The sequence below is a fragment of the Ruegeria arenilitoris genome, assembly GCF_013035315.1.
Taxonomy (GTDB): Bacteria; Pseudomonadota; Alphaproteobacteria; order Rhodobacterales; family Rhodobacteraceae; genus Ruegeria; species Ruegeria arenilitoris_D.
In genome coordinates this window covers 105,301-125,970 of the sequence record NZ_WQHP01000009.1, presented here as the reverse complement: position 1 = coordinate 125,970, position 20,670 = coordinate 105,301, and the positions used below count along the sequence as shown (strand labels likewise).

Annotated in this window: 8 protein-coding genes, 1 tRNA gene and 1 pseudogene; all 10 read right to left on the bottom strand. The window is 59.6% G+C overall.

Translation table 11 applies throughout. The features are described from left to right. Positions 1-165 precede the first annotated feature (165 nt). Positions 166-2,139, bottom strand: coding sequence for a DEAD/DEAH box helicase (locus GOV53_RS17900; protein ID WP_367648799.1), 1,974 nt, complete (start codon positions 2,137-2,139; stop codon positions 166-168). A gap of 519 nt (positions 2,140-2,658) precedes the next feature. Next, a complete protein-coding gene (locus GOV53_RS17895) occupies positions 2,659-3,138 on the bottom strand; it encodes an invasion associated locus B family protein (RefSeq protein ID WP_302477707.1) in 480 nt (159 codons plus the stop codon). 18 nt (positions 3,139-3,156) lie between these two features. After that, positions 3,157-16,482, bottom strand: a complete 13,326-nt coding sequence (locus tag GOV53_RS17890; protein ID WP_170468933.1) for an autotransporter outer membrane beta-barrel domain-containing protein — start codon at positions 16,480-16,482, stop codon at positions 3,157-3,159. Positions 16,483-17,487: 1,005 nt separating this feature from the next. After that, positions 17,488-17,652: a hypothetical protein gene (locus tag GOV53_RS21365; protein ID WP_254439325.1), complete on the bottom strand. Its 165-nt coding sequence runs from the start codon at positions 17,650-17,652 to the stop codon at positions 17,488-17,490. 83 nt (positions 17,653-17,735) lie between these two features. Beyond that, positions 17,736-18,263, bottom strand: a complete 528-nt coding sequence (locus GOV53_RS21545) for a site-specific integrase (protein WP_367648798.1) — start codon at positions 18,261-18,263, stop codon at positions 17,736-17,738. A gap of 263 nt (positions 18,264-18,526) precedes the next feature. Continuing rightward, positions 18,527-18,667, bottom strand: a pseudogene (locus GOV53_RS21540) (DUF6538 domain-containing protein); the annotation flags it as partial. A 63-nt stretch (positions 18,668-18,730) separates the two neighbouring features. Then, positions 18,731-18,805: transfer RNA gene (locus GOV53_RS17880), tRNA-Phe, on the bottom strand. Positions 18,806-18,884: 79 nt separating this feature from the next. Next, positions 18,885-19,067 carry a DNA gyrase inhibitor YacG gene (locus tag GOV53_RS17875; protein WP_170427229.1) on the bottom strand — a complete coding sequence of 61 codons (183 nt, stop codon included), beginning with the start codon at positions 19,065-19,067 and terminating at the stop codon, positions 18,885-18,887. Further along, positions 19,064-20,086 carry a ribonuclease E/G gene (locus GOV53_RS17870; protein WP_170427230.1) on the bottom strand — a complete coding sequence of 341 codons (1,023 nt, stop codon included), beginning with the start codon at positions 20,084-20,086 and terminating at the stop codon, positions 19,064-19,066. Before GOV53_RS17870 ends, GOV53_RS17875 begins: the two co-directional genes overlap by 4 nt. After that, positions 20,083-20,661 (bottom strand): Maf family protein, encoded by a 579-nt coding sequence (locus tag GOV53_RS17865; protein WP_170468930.1) that lies wholly within the window; start codon positions 20,659-20,661, stop codon positions 20,083-20,085. Before GOV53_RS17865 ends, GOV53_RS17870 begins: the two co-directional genes overlap by 4 nt. Positions 20,662-20,670: the final 9 nt, after the last annotated feature.

Genomic DNA, 20,670 nt, shown 5'->3' with positions numbered 1-20,670 from the left:
ACGAAGCACGAGTAAAGGAATTCTCGGTTTTTGGGTGGTTTACGAGCCAGTCAGGTGCCTGCCGCAAAGGAATTGAACCCTAAAACGCAAACGCGGAGCGGCCAGATCGGCAGCTCCGCGATGCACAATTTTTCCAGTTGCTCGACCCATAGGTCGGGCCCAAAATCAGCTTTTTCGCCGTTTCGGCACCGCATCCCCACCCTTACCAGCCTTGGCAGCTGCGGCACGGGCACGGTTCTTCTTGCTACTTGGTTTACCCTTTGGAGGTGGCGGACCTTTTGCAACCTTGCCGCCAAACTTCGGCTTGCCGTCCTTGGCTTTATCATCGCGCGGGCTGCGCGGTTTCGATTTGACGCCTTTAGCCTGAAACTTACCTTCGCCGGGGTCGGTGCGCTCGGGCCTTGCCGGTTTCGGCTTACCCTCCGTGTACCCGCGAGGTTTGCGACCGTCGGGTTTCGAAGCGTCCTTGCGGCGCGGCGGGGTCTCTTTCCAATCGGGTTTACCGGTCTTTGGCCGTGGTTTTCCCTTGGGACCGCGCCCCGGCTTGGACCGCTCAAAGGCCGGGATATCGGGCGCGCCCTCCAGTTGCATGACCTCCTTGGACCCTTCGATCATCATCTCAGAACCCAATGCGGTCAGAAAACCGGAAACACTGTCTTCGCGGATTTCAACATAAGAAAGATCATCGGCAATTCGGATGGCCCCGATATCATCCTTGGTCAAACCGCCTGCTTTGCAAATCATAGGCAACAAATGCCGGGGCGATGCGTTCTGGTTGCGCCCTTCCGACAAGGAAAACCAAACGCTTGGTCCAAAAGCCGCACGCGGTTTCGGACGCTCTGCCGTCACCGAGGCCAACTCTTCCGGTGCCGAATGGCGCAGTTTGTACTGGCGCAGATAGGCCGCTGCGATCTGTTCCGGCGCAAATGTATCGACCAGATGCTGAACAGCCGAGCGTTCGCTCTCCGTGATCTCGACCTGCCAGTCATCTGAGGCAAACATCCGGTCCTGATCGCGCGCGTTCACCTCATCCGCCGATGGCGCCGTCCCCCAATCCGCAGTGAGTTTGGCAAACTTCAGGATACGTTCAGCCTTTTTGCGCGAGGACGGTTCGACCACCAGCGCACTGACGCCTTTGCGGCCGGCCCGCCCCGTACGTCCTGAACGGTGCAAAAGTGTTTCATGGGTCTTCGGCAATTCGGCATGCACAACCAGATCCAGGTTCGGCAGGTCGATCCCGCGAGCGGCAACATCTGTGGCCACACAAACACGTGCCCGCCCATCCCGCATGGACTGCAGTGCATTGGATCGCTCGCCCTGAGTCAGCTCGCCCGACAGCGCCACAACCGAGAACCCCCGGTTGGACAACCGCGTGGTCAAACGGGACACCATTGCCCGCGTGTTGCAAAAGACGATGGCTTTCGGTGCCTCGTAATATCGCAACACGTTGATGATCGCATTTTCACCGTCCCGCGGGGCAACCATCATCGCACGGTATTCGATATCGGCATGCTGCGTCTGTTCGCTTACCGTACTGACCCGCGCTGCGTCTTGCTGGTACTTTGTCGCCAGATTGGCGATGGCGCGCGGAACGGTGGCAGAGAACAACAGGGTTTGGCGATCAGCAGGAGTTTCGTCCAAAATGAACTCCAGATCTTCGCGAAACCCGAGGTCAAGCATTTCATCAGCCTCGTCCAGAACCACGGCACGGATCGCAGTCAGATCGATGGACCCGCGCATGATATGGTCCCGAAGCCGCCCGGGTGTCGCGACAACAATATGAGCCCCGCGCGCCAGCGCGCGGCGCTCATCACGCATGTCCATACCACCAACGCAGGACGCCAGATAAGCGCCAGCGTCCGCATAGAGCCAGCTCAGTTCCCGCTTTACCTGCAACGCCAGTTCCCGCGTCGGCGCAACAACCAGAGCCGAGGGGGCACCAGACTGCCCAAATGTGTCACCGTCGCTCAGGATCTGTGGTGCAATCGCCAGCCCGAAGCCGATGGTTTTACCTGAGCCGGTCTGAGCCGACACCAACATATCGCGCCCTTCCAAATCAGGCTGCGTCACAGCCTGTTGGACTTGTGTCAAAGTGTAATAACCCTTGCGGGCAAGCGCGTCAGCGATGGTTTTTTTCACGTTGGTATTCTTTGCGTAAGGCGGGAAATGCAGCCTAGAACTCAGCGCATCATCCATGGGTAAGGACCGCCCTCTATCTGGAGTTCTGGCCAATGTACAGCCGAGTCTTGCGCCCGACCCATTGGATACCGCTTTCGCAAGCAACCCGTATCAGAGAATTTTCGAAGCAACCCAACATCAACTCTAGGATGCCACAAAAATAGTCATAGGACGCGTGACGAAGCCTTCGGAGTCTTGGGAAATTTCTTGGGAAGTTGATGCGAGGGTCGTACCTACAGCAGCAGCCGTCCTGCGGCCGGTGAAATTCAGTCTGGTGGCAGAGCGTTGCTTGGCAAACAGCTTTCCTCGGATGCAGGATAAAACTCGATCGCGATACCTGTTGATTCGCGCTCGAGTTTGAATCTGGAAGATGGTATCGACGAACTCACCAGCATTTCAATTCGTCATCGACGTCCTCAGCAAGTCTCTCATATTGGGTTTCTGGTGCAGTTATTCGGTTAAGAAACCCACCACTTCTAGTTACGGCAGAAGGTCGGAGACCTGGCTGAACCCCGTCAGATCAAAGCCGAATGTGATTGGCTCGCCCAAAGAATTCTGTGCCTCGATCCGCAACTGCGCGCCTGCACGCATCGTTGATGCCCATTCTGACGAAACGGGAGAACGAGCCAAACAGCCTTGCGCTTCGCAGGTCAGAAACTCGAGCTCTGCAACCTGTGCGTCATCAACCTTAGCAACCAGACCTTCCGGGAACGACAACCCGAACGGCAAGGTCAGCACGGCCTCGGTTTCGTCTTTGCCAGAGGTTTTGACAAAAGCGATCGAAGCCAGCCTTTGATTGTTTTCGCTGAGGACGATGCTTTGGGTCATTTCGCAGACCAGCTCATTTACACTCACCAAATTGCTGCAAGTGACCGACCATAACGGCCCGGCGCCATCTTGCGCGGCTAGCGGTTGCGCTAAACCGAATGATACCCCCAAAGCGCCTAGCCAGTTTTTCATTCTTCTGTCCCTCATTAATTAGAATTGTATCCCGAGCCCGAGACCAACTTGCAGAGCCTCAGTCGAATCTCCGAACATGTGGTCCAGACTTAGATTGATAAAGCTGCTGTCATCCAAAGCAAACAGCCCCAGTCGCGCCGAAACCAACCCATGAGCGTCTCCGATAAAGCTGGTGTTTGTAAATCCGCCATCGGCTGCATTGGCACCCGCAAACCCGGCGCGAACTGACACGGTATCGCTGGACGAGATGATCGCACCGGCCCGGAAACTTGCGCGCAGTTTTTGAGAAGCGCTGAGGATCTGTTCCGTCCCGATCTCAAGCGACGGCGTCAGCGAATAGATCATTTCGCTATCTCCCTGCAAAACGATCCCCGAAAGTGTTGCGTCGCCGTTGCTTTCGGTCGCCAAGCGGGTTGCGTCAGCGGCGATCTCGGGCCGCAGGTAAGAGCTGCCACCGGCAAACCTGTGGTCATACGCAAAACTCAACCGTAGGCTCTGGTGGTTCATCTTATGCTTTATCGAACTGACGCCAACGGTGTTCACTGCATTTCCGTTGGGCAGAACGCCACTGATCCCTCCCGAGCGGTCTGTATCATAGTCCGACCAACCGGCTGAAAGCACACCCGCAAACTCCCAAGGGCCGATGTATTTGCTCAGCGACGCGCCCAGATTGAACCGATCACCGGTCGCGTTGTACTGCGTCCCATTCCGCAAGCTGATCTGGTCATAACCCAGCGCAAAACCGGCGTAGAGTTCGTCCCCGACCGGCAAACGGACGCCGGCGGACAGGTTGGTGTTGTTGATGTCCAACTCATCGTAGATATTGGTCTGGTCTCGGTCGTAGAAGGATCTGCCCCCGGAGAACCAGACGCAATTGCGCGGATCATCACCGGCCTGATAATCAGTAAACCGTTCGCAATTATGCAAAGCATCTGCGAATACACGCGCGCCGTTATAGGTGTCTACCGCATTCGCGGCGTAATCCGCCACTGCGAATTCGCTCGTAGCTTCGATCACTTCGGCCTCGGACGTCATGTTCCCTATCAGGGCAAACAGCTCGCCTTGTGCCGCCGAACCCTGCCCGTTCAGAACTTGATTGATGTAATCACCAACGGCCGCCTGGTTCGCGTTCATATTGGCGGTCGAGTAGTCCGGTGTGATCACCAGATCAATCGAACTGCCGTCTGAAGTCGAGCCATTCAAACCGATCGAGTAATCCAACACCACAGTGTCCTGAATCGTAGTCCCTGCATCTGCGGCCGAACCACCCGGATTAACAATGACAAGGGGCAACGCCCGTTGAAGTGTGTTGAGCTGCGGCGTCAGAGTGCCACCCATCGTGGCATCACCGGAGACATTGACCAGATCGCTATCGCCACCAGATGCGCCTGTGGCCAAGAAATACACGTCGAAGGTCGAAGATGCCGTAGCGCCGAAGGCCAGACTTCCGGTCAGGTTCGTGGTCTGGCTGACGTTTCCAGTAAAGACAAAGTCACCCGACTGAATAGTTGGCGTCAAATCCGTATTCAGACCCCAGTTCGCTCCCAATACAAAGTTGCCGTTCACCTGCATCAATCCGGCAGTGCCCAGATTGACCTTATCGAGCGCATAAAAAGCGCCGCCTTCCTCAACAGTCAGACCATTGGTGCCCCCTCCAAGGTTGAGATTGCCCAAGGCTGCACCTGCAAGCGAGATTTGTTCATTGCCGTCTCCGCCATTCACCAGTTGGTTGTTCCCGGACAGCAGCATTGTTTCTTTGGACAACGACAGCGTATTGTCCGCACCGCCATCTACAACGATTGCAGCGACCGCGTCCGCCTGCCCTGTCCCGCCCATGACGACACCGTCAAAGCTTAGCGTGATCCCACCCGCGCCATCGCGCCCTTGGGATTGCGCCAGCACGCCGATACCGCCTTCACCAACAGACAGGATGTTACCGTCGAGCACCATGTCGATGGCACCCCCAGCGCCTGCACCGCCAGCGGATCCACGGAAGACCGAATCCACAATGCCGCCGCCGCCGCCCAACGACTGGGCCACGACACCAATCGCGTTTTCACCAGTGGTAACGATGTTTCCGGTTTGAGAAAATACGATGTCACCGCCGTTACCGCCGTTGGCGGGCGAGAGGTTGACGGTGATTTGGCTTGCATCCAAGTCTGTGGAAACCAGACCGCCGCCGCCGCCGATGCTTTGGATGACGAACCCATGTGACCCGGCACCGCTGGTTGCAATACCCCCGGTATTAACAAGATCAACGTTTCCGCCGTCACCGGTTGAGTCGTCCTGCGCGCCCAAGGTGACGTCCAGACGTCCAAGGCCCGCGACTACGACTTCGCCGCCTCCTGCACCAATACTTTGAACGCTCTGACCAAAAGACCGATTACCGGTGGTCGTGACGTCGCCGTTCAATGACAGGTCGAAGTCACCGCCGTCATTGCGGAAACTAGGGTCAGACCCAAGGATCACGGAAGCTGCTTTGTTCGCATCCGCCGCGCCAGTGCTGTTCAGCACAAGCTTACCACCTCCGCCGCCGATGGACTGCGCAGCCCCCGCGGACGAGAATGCGCCGTCGGTTCCCACATCTCCACTCCGGCCGCCGGTTACGTCGCCGCCGCTGGCATCATCGGTGTTGATCGCACCCAATCGCGCCGTGATGTCGATACCATCGCCATCCTGCATGCTTACGTTCGCCGCGGATGTACCACCACCACCGCCAACGCTTTGCAGCATCAGGCCAGTTGACCGGTCACTTGTCGTCGCGATGTTGCCGGTGTGCGACTGCGTAATCCGGTTGCCTGCCGTGTCAGAGACTTCGTCGCCGCCCAGAGAGATATCGCTGGTATAGACGGATCCTGTTCCATCCGTGCCAGCAGTTGACGCCGCAAAATCAACCGAGGTTACAACGTTGCCGCCGCCGCCATTCACTGACTGGGCGAAAACAGCCTCGCTGCCCGCGCCATTCACCAGAATGTCGCCGGTCGAATTGACTGTAACGGTTCCCACAGATCCAGTCGTTCCCTCACGCGCGCCCAGCAGCTGAGACACTGTGTAGTCCAGCACCGATACCAGCGGGGAAGACACCGAATACCCGGCATTGCCGCCACCGCCCCCAACAGATTGCGCAAAGATTCCGAACCCGTTTTCCGAATTCACAACAATTGCGCCAGTATGGTTGACCATAACGTCTCCGCCGTCTGCGCCGTCGCCGCCTGAACCGCCAATGGCGATTTTCGAGAATGACTTGCCGGTCATGGTGTTCTTGAGGTCGTTGACATCCATTGCAACGGCCAGACCGCCATTGCCACCGCCACCACCAACGGATTGGACCATGATGCCATAAGCTTCTGTACCGTCGACGCGGATGTCACCGCTGTTCGTGACGACCACATCACCAGCGACATTGCCGCTGCCGCCCGAACCACCAATGTTCAGCTGCGCGGTCGGTGAGCTGTTGTCGCCCGTTTTCAGACGCAGCGTCCCTGTGATCGAACTGCCGCCATTGCCGCCGCCACCGCCGATGGATTGAGCAAAGATGCCATGCGCGCCTTCACCGGTTGTCACGATTGTTCCGGCATTGGTTACTGAGACGTTGCCGCCCATGCCGCCGGTGCCACCCGATCCGCCCAGACCGAATTGCAGGGCGCGCCGTGTGCTGGCCTCGGCCCCACCATAGCGCCCGTCGACCGAAATCGTGGAACCACCATTGCCGCCGCCACCGCCAATGGACTGAGCCAGAATACCGTGGCTTTCTTTGCCAGTAGTGCGAATAGTTGCGTCGGCTTCATTGACGACGGTCACCGTGCCGCCGGATCCGCCGGTGCCACCAGTGCCACCAATGAGAATTGCATTTGTTGTCGCCCCGTCCGAGGACCGACCCAAGATGATGTTGCGCACCTGCTGCGCATCACCACCGCCACCACCGATGGACTGCGCGTAGATGCCGACGGACTTGTCGCCAGTCGTCTGAATTAACTCGCGGTTTGTGACGGAAACTGCCGCTGACATCGCTCCTGTGCCGCCATTGCCGCCTATGGAAATCGTCGCGGTGTTACCGATCTCTTTCCGCAGGTTGATGATACGGTTTTCAACCAGACCACCCATGCCGCCGCCACCGCCAACGGATTGTGCATAGATACCATGCGCCATCATGCCGGCGGTCGTGACGATTCCATCATTCACAACGGTTACTGTGTCCGAGGTCATACCGTCCCCACCGGTGCCTCCGATGTTGATCGACGCTGCCGTCCCTACGGTTGACGGGCTGACGAAGGATTTGATCGTGTCCAGATTGCTCTGACCCGCCTGCACCATGCCGCCTGTACCGCCAGCACCGCCCACCGATTGCGCCAGCAGACCGATCGAGCGCTCTCCTGTCGTTGAAATCCGCGCAGAGCTTGTCACGTCGACCTTGCCCCCAACGCCACCGGTTCCGCCGGTGCCGCCGATGGAAAGTGATGCCGAAATCCCGCCACCGGCCGAGTTGCTGGCCTTGCCGCCATTGCCCCCGCCGCCGCCAACGGATTGCGCGAACACCGCATGGGCGTCGTCGCCCTGCGTGACCACCGTACCCGCAATAACGGAAGTTACGTCGCCTGCCGCGCCGCCGGTGCCACCCGCCAAACCGACCGACACACTGGCCTTGTTGCCTTTGCTGTCGCCGGTTTTTGGCGTACCGATACTGGCCGAGATCGAGGACGAATTGCCGCCGCCGTTCCCGATGGATTGGGCAAAGAACCCGTAAGACCGGTCGCCGGTGGTGCTGACAACGCCGTCCGAGCTGGCAAATACAGTGCCGCCGCTGCCGCCGGTGCCTCCGGTCCGACCGATCTGGATGTTGACGTTGCCGCCATCCACCGAGGTCGAGGCCGAGTTATACCCCGCATTGCCGCCGCCGCCACCAACGGATTGGGCGAACAGACCATGTGAATCCGCTCCGAGGGTAGAGATATCGCCGGTATTGCGCACATCGACGGCCCCGCCGATACCGCCCTCACCCGTGCCGCCGCCGACGGCAATACCAAAACCCTTGTTGGTTTGGTCTGAGGACAGTTCATAAGCAAATGCCAGGTTCAGGGCCGCGTTTCCGCCACCGCCGCCAATGGATTGGCCGAAGACCCCGTGGCTGCCGTCCTGTTTAGTCACGATATCGCCATAGTGATCAATATCGACTGTGCCGCCGTCTCCGGCTGTTCCGGCATCACCGCCGATGGCGATAACAGCCGACATACCGGTTTTATTGCCAGATGAATCCGCAGGATTCACTTTGCCTTCCAGCTCATCAAGAACGGCGTTGTAGTTGGCGATAACCGAGTCATCGACGCCCGTGTTGGTGGGTGTTTTTCGGTCCGTCGAGTCGCCGGTGCCGCCATTGCTCTGGTTGCCGGTTGTTTTGCTGATGCCCACAACCGCGTTAATACCGGCATCACCACCGCCACCGCCGATGCTTGACGCTTCGATTCCGTGCGCGCCAACGCCATCCGTCGTGATCGTTCCCGCCGCAGCTACGGCAGTTCCGCGCGCAACTGTGACATCGCCCGCGTCTCCGCCACCACCGCCAAAGCCGCCTATGCCCATCGCAATCGGCGAGCTGTCTTTCGTACCCACAAAGGTTGCGTTGATCCCGCCGGTGCCGCCACCGCCGCCAAGGCTTTGGGCAAACAGGCCTCGGGCGTGATATCCGTTTGTCGAAATATTGCCGGATTGCGTAACGGAAACGTTGCCCGCATCCGCACCGGTTCCGCCGTGACCACCCAGACCGCCTACGATGCTCAGGTCGGTTTTGCCGTCGGAATTGTTCGAGTCGCCATAGTTCAGCTGCCCGGTCACGTTCAATGCGCCGTTACCGCCACCGCCTGCAATGGACTGCGCGAGAACGCCGTGCTTCCAGTTGCCCGCAACGGAAATTGCGCCTGTGTGGTTCACAGTCACATTCCCCGAAACGTTACCGTCGCCACCAAAGCCGCCGACACCAAAAGTAACCGAAGGAATCTTGCCATCCTTGCTGAGTGCGATACCGCCAGAGACATTCAGCCCGCCATTACCGCCGCCGCCGCCAATAGACTGTGCCATCAACCCGGCCGAGCCATCGGTGTCCGGTTTTTCCTCGTTGAAGACGCCCATATCTATGAACAGGCGTTCAAGACCGAAAGTCGACACTAGCTCTTCGGTGTCATCGACAATCATATCGCCAAGGAAATCGCGCAGTTTATCTTCGAACGTTGTTGTATTTGGGATCGAGATATCGTCCGGATTCGTCGTGACCGTGATCTCAGCCTGCGATGTGACCGTGACGTCGCCGGCCTTGCCGCCGTCACCCGCAAAGCCTCCGACGCCGACAATCAGGGAACTGTCGGATACGATGCCGCCCGACACGTTCAAACCGCCGTTGCCGCCGCCGCCACCGAGGGATTGGGCCAGCAGTCCCGACTGTCCGGTGCCGTGCGCTTTGATCGTGCTGCCCGCGCCGATATTTACGTCGACGTTTCCTGCATCACCGCCGCCACCCCCGAAGCCACCAACACCCACGACCACCGCGTAGGACTTGCTGCTATCCGTCTGGCCCGCGCCGGGCTTGCCGCTGATCGCGATACCGCCGGATACATTGGTTCCCCCGTTACCGCCGCCGCCACCGAGGGACTGAGCAATGATGCCGCTGGCGCCTTTGCTTTGATCAACCTCGAATGTGCCTTCGGATTGCTGGACCATGGGAACGGCTTGAATGTTGCCAGTATAGTCCAGATCAACATCGCTTGCGTCGCCACCCGAACCGCCAAAGCCGCCAACACCAGCCGAGACCGAGAAGATCGTGTCCGACCCCGAAGGCTTTGTCAGTGCCAAAGAACCCGAGATGTTCACGCCGCCAGTGCCACCGCCGCCACCGAGGCTCTGCGCAAACACGCCATACGACCCATCGCCGGCCGTAACCACATCGCTTTCGATATCCAGAGTTACCGCTGCGGCGTCACCTCCGCCACCGCCAAAGCCTCCAAGACCCAAAGCAACGGCTGCACCCGATTTGCCCGTCAGGTTCACCGCGCCTGAGACATTCAGGCCACCGTTGCCGCCTCCGCCGCCGACGGATTGTGCCATGACGCCGATGCTGTCCACCCCGGTCGTCACGATCGAGGTCGTTCCGCCAGAATCTGTGCGGGAACGCACCGTGCTGGTGACTGCACCCGCATTGCCAGCGCCGCCGCCAAAGCCGCCCACGCCAAGGCTGACCGATCCGCCATTCTGCTGGCTGATACCCAAAGAGGCTGAAATATTCGTGCCGCCGTTGCCGCCGCCGCCGCCCAGGCTCTGTGTCAGAATACCGGTGCTGCGATCTCCACTGGTGGAAACACCTCCGGTGATTGTCGACTGCACAAGCGCACCAGCATCGGCACCGCCGCCGCCAAAACCGCCAACACCGATCCCAACGGCCGCGTTGGCTGACCGGGACAAGGACAAAGCGGCCGAAATGTTGGTTCCGCCATTGCCGCCACCGCCGCCAAGGCTTTGTGTCAGAATGCCGACCGAGTCATCCCCGGTTGTTGTGACATCCCCGGTGACTTGCTGCGTGACGCTGTCCGCGGCACCACCGTCGCCACCAAATCCGCCAACACCAATCCCAAGACCGCCGGAGTAGTTGCTGGCCACCGAAATCGCGCCAGAAATATTCGTGGCGCCATTGCCGCCGCCACCGCCAAGGCTTTGCGCGATGATCCCCGCCGAACGTGTGCCCGAGGTGCTGACATTGCCTGAGAACGTATTACTGACCACACCGCTCGTGCCACCGCTGCCACCAAAGCCGCCGACACCGATACCTGCCGCGCCGGACCCAGTACGCGCAAGGCTGAGCGCGCCTGAGATATTGACGCCGCCATTGCCACCGCCGCCGCCGACAGATTGAACCAATACACCGGTCGCATTATCGCCTGACGTAGTGACGTCTCCGGTGACCGAGCCAGTGGCCGTACTTGCATTCCCGCCGTCACCGCCGGATCCACCAACACCAACGCCAATCGCTCCGCCGCCCGTTCCGGAAAGGTTCACGGCAGCCGAGACATTCAGCCCACCGTTCCCACCGCCGCCTGCCGCGGACTGCACCAGAACACCGCCGGAATTGTCACCAGCCGTGCTTACATTGCCAATTACAGTGCCAGTGGCGGTATCCGAGTTACCGCCGTCGCCGCCACTTCCGCCAAGGCCAACCGATGCACCACCGCTGCCGGTCCCTGCAACCGTGACCGTGGCCGAGACATTCATGCCGCCATTGCCGCCCCCGCCGCCAAGGCTCTGCACGATGACGCCGCCGGACTCATCTCCCTGTGTTGATACGTTGCCGGTCAGGGTGGCCTCAGCCGTGCCACCATTGCCGCCGGTGCCGGACGCACCACCCAGGCCGACAGATGCTCCACCAGAGCCTGTACCCGCCGCGGCAACCGCGACCGAGATGTTCATTCCCCCGTTGCCACCGCCGCCGCCAACGGATTGCGCCAGAAGACCGCTGGATGTGTCTCCCAGCGTTATAAGGTTTCCAGTGGCGTTCGCTGTAACGGCAGAGGCATCACCACCGCCGGTTCCGCGCCCCCCCAGACCCACGGCCGCCGCGCCCGAGCCGGTTCCTGCGCCACCCACCGAGGCCGAGACGTTAAACCCGCCATTGCCGCCGCCACCGCCGATCGACTGTGCAACGACCGCGCTCGACTGTGCGCCTTCGGTCTGAACGCTGTTCTGAACCGTCAAGCCCACGATGCCGCCATTTCCGCCACTGCCGCCAGATCCGCCCAGTCCGACGCTGATAGCACCAGATCCTGTGCCAGCACCCGCAAGTGCAGGAGAAACGTTGAAGCCACCGTTACCGCCGCCGCCACCAACGGACTGCGCCAGAATGCCTACCGATGCATCCCCTTTAGTAACGACATTGGCAGTGGTTCCGGCGGTGACCTGACTTCCGTCACCACCTCCGTCGCCTGAGCCACCCAAGCCAACAGAGACCGACCCGGCACCCGTTCCGGCACCAGACAGAGTCGGAGCAACATTGAAGCCCCCGCTGCCGCCGCCGCCGCCAATCGACTGCGCTACAAAGCCGCTTGAGGCAAACCCGTCCGTCAGGATCGTTCCGTTGGAAGTCAGAGTGACATTGCCACCTTTACCGCCGGTGTCGCCGGAGCCGCCCAGCCCAACGCTAACTGCTCCGCTGGCCGTTCCCGCACCGGACAGGACGGGAGCAACGTTGAACCCGCCATTGCCACCGCCGCCACCAATGGACTGCGCCACGACGCCCGAAGATTGATCGCCTCGCGTTTCGACCGCATTGTTGGAAGTGGCGATCACGGTATTGCCATCGCCGCCGCCGCCGCCAGAGCCGCCAAGCCCCACGGACACAGCACCACCAGCGGTACCCGACCCCTGAACTGACGCGCTGACATTGAAACCGCCATTGCCGCCGCCGCCGCCGATGGACTGGGCGAGGAAGGCTGTCGCCGAGTCGCCTTGGGTCAGGATCGTTCCGCCTGATGTCAGCGAGACCGTGCCCCCATTACCTCCACCTGCGCCGGTACCGCCCAACCCAACGCTGACTGCGCCGGATCCGACGCCCGCGCCTGATCCGGTGCCTGAAACGTTAAATCCACCATTGCCGCCGCCGCCGCCGATGGACTGGGCAACAATACCGGAAGAACGATCACCGGCTGTGACAATGGAATTCGTTGTCGTCAGATTGACCGAACCGCCGACAGCTCCACTGCCACCGTCTCCGCCAAGGCCGACCGAAACTGCACCGCTCGCCACCCCGGCACCTGCCAAAGAAGCGCTGACATTGAACCCACCGTTACCGCCACCGCCGCCGACAGACTGCGCCAGAACAGCCGTCGCGTCCATTCCGCCAGTGGCAATAGAGCCAGTCACCCGCCCGGTCACCGATTGTCCGATACCGCCGCCGGATCCGCCGCCGCCCAGGCCTACTGTGACGGCCCCGCCACCTGCCCCTGCCCCTGCGATCCCGGCAGCGACGTTGAAGCCGCCGTTGCCACCACCGCCGCCGATGGATTGGAACACAACGCCGCTGGAATTGTCTGAAAGCGTTACGACGTTGCCAGCCACCTGGCCTTCCACCACGCCACCGTTACCACCGACAGAGCCATTACCACCCAGTCCGACGCCGATAGATCCTGCCCCGGCGCCTGCAGCTGCAACACCTGCGGTGACGTTAAAGCCACCATTGCCGCCGCCGCCACCAATCGATTGGATTACAACCCCGGTCGAACGCATCCCTTCGGTGCGCACATCTCCATTGACACGAACACCGGTGACGTTTCCGCCGATGCCGCCGATGCCACCGTCACCGCCCAGCCCCACATCAACTGTTCCGGCACCTGCACCGCCTGCAGCCAGACCAGCGGCAACGCTGAAACCGCCATTGCCGCCACCGCCGCCGATGGATTGCACCACAATGGCCCCGGAGTCGTCACCTCGGGTCGTAACGTTCGCGTCTACCTGAGCCGTCACTGCTCCGCCAGCGCCGCCGCCGCCTGCTTTACCACCAAGGGCTACTCTGACCGACCCTGCCGCTGCGCCGCCAATATCGGCACTGGCCCCGATACTGTAACCACCATTGCCGCCGCCGCCGCCAACAGATTGTGCGACCACGCCGCTAGAAAAAGCTCCGCTGGTCTCAATGGTATTGCCGCCAGCGATCAGTGTGACGTCACCGCCAATACCTGCGCCGCCACCATTGCCGCCAACGCCCACGTTGATTCCGACTGCTGCACCTCCGCTGGCACTGATGCCGGCGGCGATGCTGCCTCCGCCGTTACCGCCGCCGCCACCAACAGACTGCGCGATCATCGCGCTGGAGTTGGTCCCTGTCGTAGCAACATCCGCTTTGTTATTGACCTGAACGTCGCCGCCATTTCCGGCGCTGCCCGCCTGTCCGCCGATACCCACCGAAACATTTCCGGAAAACAATGCGGAAGCGCCGCCGGTCGCCGCCACGGCAAGACCTCCATTACCCCCACCGCCGCCGATCGATTGGAACAACATACCTGTCGAGCGGTTTCCGGTTGTGACAACCGTGCCATCGAAACCAGAAGCCGTTGCAACACCGCTGCTGTTGAATTCGCCAACCGTAACAGTTCCACCTTTGCCCCCAGCGCTGCCCTCACCGCCAACGCCAACCGCAAGTGAACCCGATACCGGGCCGCCCGAGACTGCGACAGAAACCGCGTAACCTCCGTTACCGCCGCCGCCGCCAACGGATTGCAGCATGACACCGATCGCGTCGTCGCCTCCGGTCTGCACCGAAGCAGAACCGCTGCCACTAATCGAAACATCCCCGCCGTCGCCGCCATTTCCTGCAGAGCCGCCGACTGACACCGAGGCCGCGCCGAATGCGCCCACGGCTACCGAAACAGCGCCGCCGCCATTGCCCCCACCGCCGCCGACAGATTGTGCGAACACACCCGTCGAACGGTCGCCCGATGTCTGGATTGAAGATGGCTGACTGCTATCAGTATTGGACAGAGTAACGTTGACGTCACCGCCTTTTCCCCCGGCCCCGCCATCGCCGCCGATGGCCACACCCACGAATGCACCGACCGAGCCAGAGGAGCCACCATTACCACCACCGCCGCCGATGGACTGGGCCAGTATGCCCATCGCATCGTCTCCGGTTGTGGTGATGATACCGTCATTGACGATGGTGACGGTCGAACCGGCGCCGCCTCCGTTGCCATTTCCTCCGACCGACACCATACCGCCGGAGGAACCGCCATCACCACCGCCACCACCGATGGATTGCGCAATAATGCCCCGAGCGCTGTCGCCGCCTGTTACAATTTGACCATAATTTCGGACACTTACCGCAGCACCCGTACCGCCCCTGGATCCGGTGCCGCCTATTGCGACCAAACCATAGGAGTTCGCACCGGTCCCGCCGCTGCCACCAATGGATTGCGCCATGACCCCGTCAGCACCCTTACCCGAAGTCAGAATACTACCGCTGCCCTGAACCGTGACACTGACCGTGTCACCGCTGCCCCCATTCGATCCGACGCCACCCAGCGAAAGCGATACCAGGCCACCCGCGGTGCCGCCGGAACCGCCGCCGCCACCAATTGACTGAGCTACAATGCCACGCGAAAAGTCACCCTGTGTCTCTATCGCACCGGCATGAGAAACGGAGACAGCGCCCCCATTACCGCCGTTGTCCGCGCCGCCGATCAATGAAACCAACAGGTTGCCGCTGGTACCCGCGGACCCGCCTGAGCCCCCGATGGACTGCGCGTATATCCCATTTGCATAATTGCCCGTCGTGAGGAGGCTAGCGGTTGATGCCGTGTTTACGGTGACGATTCCGCCGCTGCCCCCGTACCCGCCGTCGCCTGAGGATCCAACCAGCCCCCACTGCGACCCGCCATTACCACCATTGTTTGAAACGCTCAGCGCATAAATACCGTCGGCCGAATCTCCGGATGTGGAAATTGCCCCCCGCTGCGTAACAGTTACATTGCCACCATCTGCCGAGTGCCCGCCAGTACCGCCCCCTGGTGCTGCAAAACCGCTGCCACCGTTGCCAGCTTTGCCGCTGCGACTGAATGCAAAGATACCTTCGTTATTACCACCTGATGTTTGTATCGTGCTACTGCTGGATTGTGTTGCGTTGACGGTCCCCCCTTTGCCGCCATCGCCGCCATCGCGCCCGTCCCAGAAACTCAGGTATGAATCGCCGCCGTCGCCGCCGTCTCCTCCGACGCTGCCGACCTGCCAACCGATATTGCTTGTGGCATTGACATCGCTACTGAGTGTTTTTGTTTGTGTCGGTCCAGTCGCACCATTGCCACCCGAACTTGGCGGAACGACCAATGCGCCATCCCGACCGTTGCTGCCATCCTGGCCGTAGACAACCTGGTTCACACCGTTTGGTCCAGAAACATCTTCGGGCGGCGTCACAGCACCAGGAGTACCAGCGCTGTTAAAGTTGCTATTGTACTGCGAGAGGGTCAACCGCGTTGACAGACTGGCCGTTCCAGTCGCGCCAGAGTTGCTTATTTGAGCAGTTGTCCCGCTAATGGAAACAATGTCAAATGCAAGCGGCGGATTGTCAGAATTGTAGATTGTATCGCCGACTTCTTTGACCAGAAAAACGTAGCCATCTGCAGTTTCGACAAAGGCTGTTGTTCCGGCCGTTGGCGTCGAGGCGGGGTCAACAATCAGCGCGCTGACGGTGGTATCGAGGCCTGTCACCGGATTGGTCACAGTGTCGCCAACCTTGGAATCTGCAGTCGGAGCTGCAAACAAAGGGTTTGAAATCAAAGCGAAAAATGACACCGCCAATAGCAAGCTTGATTTCTTCGACACCCTGGCACCCCGCATACGTCACAGTCAAACAAAATGGGGGCACGCCTTGTTCGGACAGAACGGCAGCCTACAACGCAAGTTTCCCCATCACACCTCGGAGCAAGATATACGCAAGGCTATCCAGATAGCCTTGGTTAGAATTGAATTGTGAAGAGTAATTTTTGGTCCATTGCGCAAATGCAACATGTAAAGCGCATATTTACTATCACTTCGACACTCAACCTTTGGCTGAACCGTTTTCGAGGCACCAAAAACCTGATCAACCAGAATGTCGGGGTACGGCAACTCAATTCAGAAGCACTTTGATCTTGGCAAGGATTACAGCATTTATCTCTACGCTTTCCGTACCAGAAAGACTCCGTTTGGCCGACGCCTATCACCCGGAATACACGCCCTTCCTGTGATCGCATGGCTTCCGAAAGGTAAAAACACTACTCTCTAGCAGACCATTCCTTGTGACATCGTGATCAACTGCAAAGAATCCGGCGTTCTTTTGGCGGGGGCCGTCTGCAGCACCGGGAAACGGCGTCGCATTGTCCCCTAATACAGCATCGGTCAGTGCTGCCGCCATAAGTTCTGTCAAAAGCGCAACGCCCGCCTCCCTGTGGGCGCCAGATTGCGCCATGTAGCTTTTCAAGACCATTGCGGGCTCGGGTGTTGGGTTTCCAATTAAGCGCTAAGAGTGGCCTAGCTGCTGTCTCCAAGGCATCCGGCGAGATGCAACGCGGTCTCTACCAGACTGCCTTCGCCGGACTCGAAGAATTTGCGCGCAAATATCTCTGGGCCTTCCACAGGTCGTGGTATTTGCCTCCGCCCTTCCAGGGGTGACCATCCAGCCAATTTTAGGATGATCACAGACGGCGCGCGGAGAGGCCTGCGGAGACTCGTATAATGGCCTACTGGCAGTTTTTGCGGGCACGACTCCGAGCACCATTTCCAATAGGTAAGCTACTGTTTCCCTTCGGCTTTAACTGGAGCTGACCAAGGGCGTAGTACATGCTGGCGCTATGCCGTTGCTTCCAGCCATTTGCTGAGAACCTCAAGCGGATAACCCTTACCATATCCATGCCCTACGCCTTCGGTTTGCCAGCCACCTATCTGGCCAAGGATGTCGGACGGACACTCGACAGCGCGAAGCCTGTCACGCATCAAATGACGAAAGCTGTGCATGGTGCAACGTCTCGGTACATATGGCTTCATCCATTTGTTCAGCGCGGCACTGGCAGAATTAGCGTTCGTAGTTTTCGATTTTTTTATCGGGGAAAAGCAAACCGGCTGTCAGTGTTCTCAGAGAGCAAGCGCTTGGCGGCCCATAGTAACGCCCCGACCAGAGGCACCTTTCGGTTACTACCTGATGTCTTCAGCCGACGCCAAGGATGCTCTTGGACAACTACGTGAGGCACTGGGTCATTCAGATCGAAATCCTCTTTGAGCAAACCCGCAGCTTCTGCAAGTCGCATCCCTGTGTCCGAGACCAGAGCAACCAGCCATCGCAAGTCATCATCAAGGGACCGGCATTTGGATTGCAGAGAGCGGATCGCTTCGATTGGCATAGGTTCACGATCTTCGACACCAGCACTTCTGTCGTTGTACACACCAGCAAATGGGTTGGTCAGTCTGATTCCGGCTTTAGAAGCAGCGAAATTGATGACTGATCTGACGGTCCCAAAGATGCGGGTGATACTGCTACCCGCCAATTCTCGCTTAACCAGCTCGTCGCGAAACGCATTGGCATCCGCCTTGGTATAGCTTCTGATGTCTTTGTCCCCGCAGACATCCACGATATCGCCACACGACCGCTCAGCAGCCCTGTGGAAGGTGATTGGACGTCTTGCCCCTTCTTCAGCTGCAGATAGACTGATACGGCTTCTGCGAGCTTTACAGTGTCAACGCTGGCTTGATTGGCGCATGACATCGAAGACCCAAACTCAACCGCAGCTCCCATTCTCAGAAGATGCTTGCCCGGTAGGTCTACGTCTTGGATGCGTAGGTGATACCAGTGTTCATCCAGTTGCTGAGCAGCTCTTTGCGCTCGGGACTTTGCGACCGCCGCTGATCTTGTCCGCAGCGAGAAGGATATTTTTCCGGTGGTATAGTGGTGATCGAGGTCCTTCGGGACCCGTCGTGTGAAGTAGAAGACACCTGCTTTCACAAATGAGAAGGGAACGGTTTTGTTCTCCAGCATGTACTACGCCCTTGGTCAGCTCCAGTTAAAGCTGAAGGGAAACAGTAGCTTACCTGTTGGGAATGGTGCCCGGGGGCGGAATCGAACCACCGACACGAGGATTTTCAATCCACTGCTCTACCCCTGAGCTACCCGGGCACGGGAACGGCGTTTGCCGTTGGGTGGAGGCCTTCTATGACTTGCTACAGGCAGTGTCCAGAGGCTTTTTTACATTTTTTCAATGCGGACGCGATTGCTCTGTTTCAACGTCCGAAACTTCTGCATCCAGCTCCTCTTCGCGCTGCGATGGAACGGCGTAGGAACCGTTCAGCCACTTGGCCAAGTCGATATCCGCGCAGCGTTTCGAACAGAAAGGGCGGAACTTGGTTATCGTCTCTTCTCCGCAGATTGGGCAGCTCATTTCAACACCTCAGCCAATGGGATACGACCGCGTTTGCGTTGCAGTTCGTAGTGACCCAGCGGTGTCCAGCCCGCCAGCGTGGTTTCAATGGAATCAGCCTTAAAAGCGGCGCGCAGGGCGGATTCGAACCCTCGGCGGTCTTTTTTCGGCATCGGCGCCAGATCCAGGGTGATTTGCCCGCCCAAACCTCGAACGCGTAAGGCACGCGCCAGAGCTTTGGCGCAGGCGAAGTTCGCCTTGGTTCCTGCTGCCAGCGACGTATCCGACCCGGTATTGACGTCCACGGCAACCAAAGCGCGGGTGGGCTGGATGTACAGATGCGCGCCGCCGGATAGCGGTTCCGAAACCCCGCGCACGACATCCAATGCGTCCAGAACGCCGTGGGATTCAAAACTGCCCGGTTGCGTCACAACCTCGGCCGGATCGGTCCAGTCGCGCCACGCAAGGACATGGGGGCCGTCGCCCTCTAGAAGCATCTCTGGCTCGGTTCCGGAGTCATTGAGGGCCTGATCTGCGTGCGCCAGCATCGTACCGATGTCATCGGCGATTTCGCCCGCATCTTCGCCAGCACAGCACGAGCGTAGAATCAGCCCATAATCGCTGCCTTCCATGCTCTCATGCGCAATTTCAAGCAGGCGGTCGCGTTCGTCCTCATCTCGGATCGAGCGAGAAATATTCAGACCCGGTGCATCGGGCGTGATGATTGCATAACGGCTTTTGAACAGAACGCGATCCGTCACCGGCAACGCTTTTCCGGGTTCGGCGTAACCGGTCACCTGAACCAGCATCAGCGCGCCCGGGGCCAATCCTTTAACCTGCCGCAGAAAGGCCGGTCCGTCGGGCGTGGTCAGGAACATACCACCCTGACCTTTGACCGGCCGGTCCGCGCGCGCGCGGTATATCGTACCCGGCGCGGGTGCATCAGCCGCGATCAGGAAATCATCCAACTGACCGTCGACCATAAGCGCCGCGGCTTCGCGGTTTTCGATGCGGTCCAGAACGATGGTGCGACCCTTCATGATGCCTCACGATACAGGGGATAGCCGATGCCTTGCAAAAGGGCGGCGGTTTCAGACAGAGGTAAGCCCACGATGCCGGTGAACGAGCCGGAAATCCACGGAATGAAAGCTCCGGCCGGGCCTTGAATAGCATAGGCCCCTGCTTTGCCTTGCCAGTCTCCGGTCGCCAGATAGGCGTTGATCTCAGCGTCTGACAGGCGCTTGACCTTGACCTTAGAAACCACATCACGCTGCAGCACCCGATCCCCGCGCCGAACTGCGACCGAGGTGATCACGCGGTGCCGCCGACCAGAAAGAGCATGCAGGAACTCTGCGGCTTGTCCTGCGTCTTCGGGTTTGCCTAGGATGCGACGACCGAGCGCCACGGTGGTATCCGCGCACAGGGTAACGTCATTGCTATCGGCTTGAACTGCCTGAACTTTTGCGCGCGTGATGCGGCTGCAATAGGGCACCGGCAACTCGCCTTTCAAAGGCGTTTCGTCGATGTCGGGCGCGCGAATTGCATCGGGCTGCACGCCAAGCTGGGCCAACAGGTCCAGCCGCCTTGGGCTGCCCGATCCTAAGATAAACGCCATTTCGGCAGG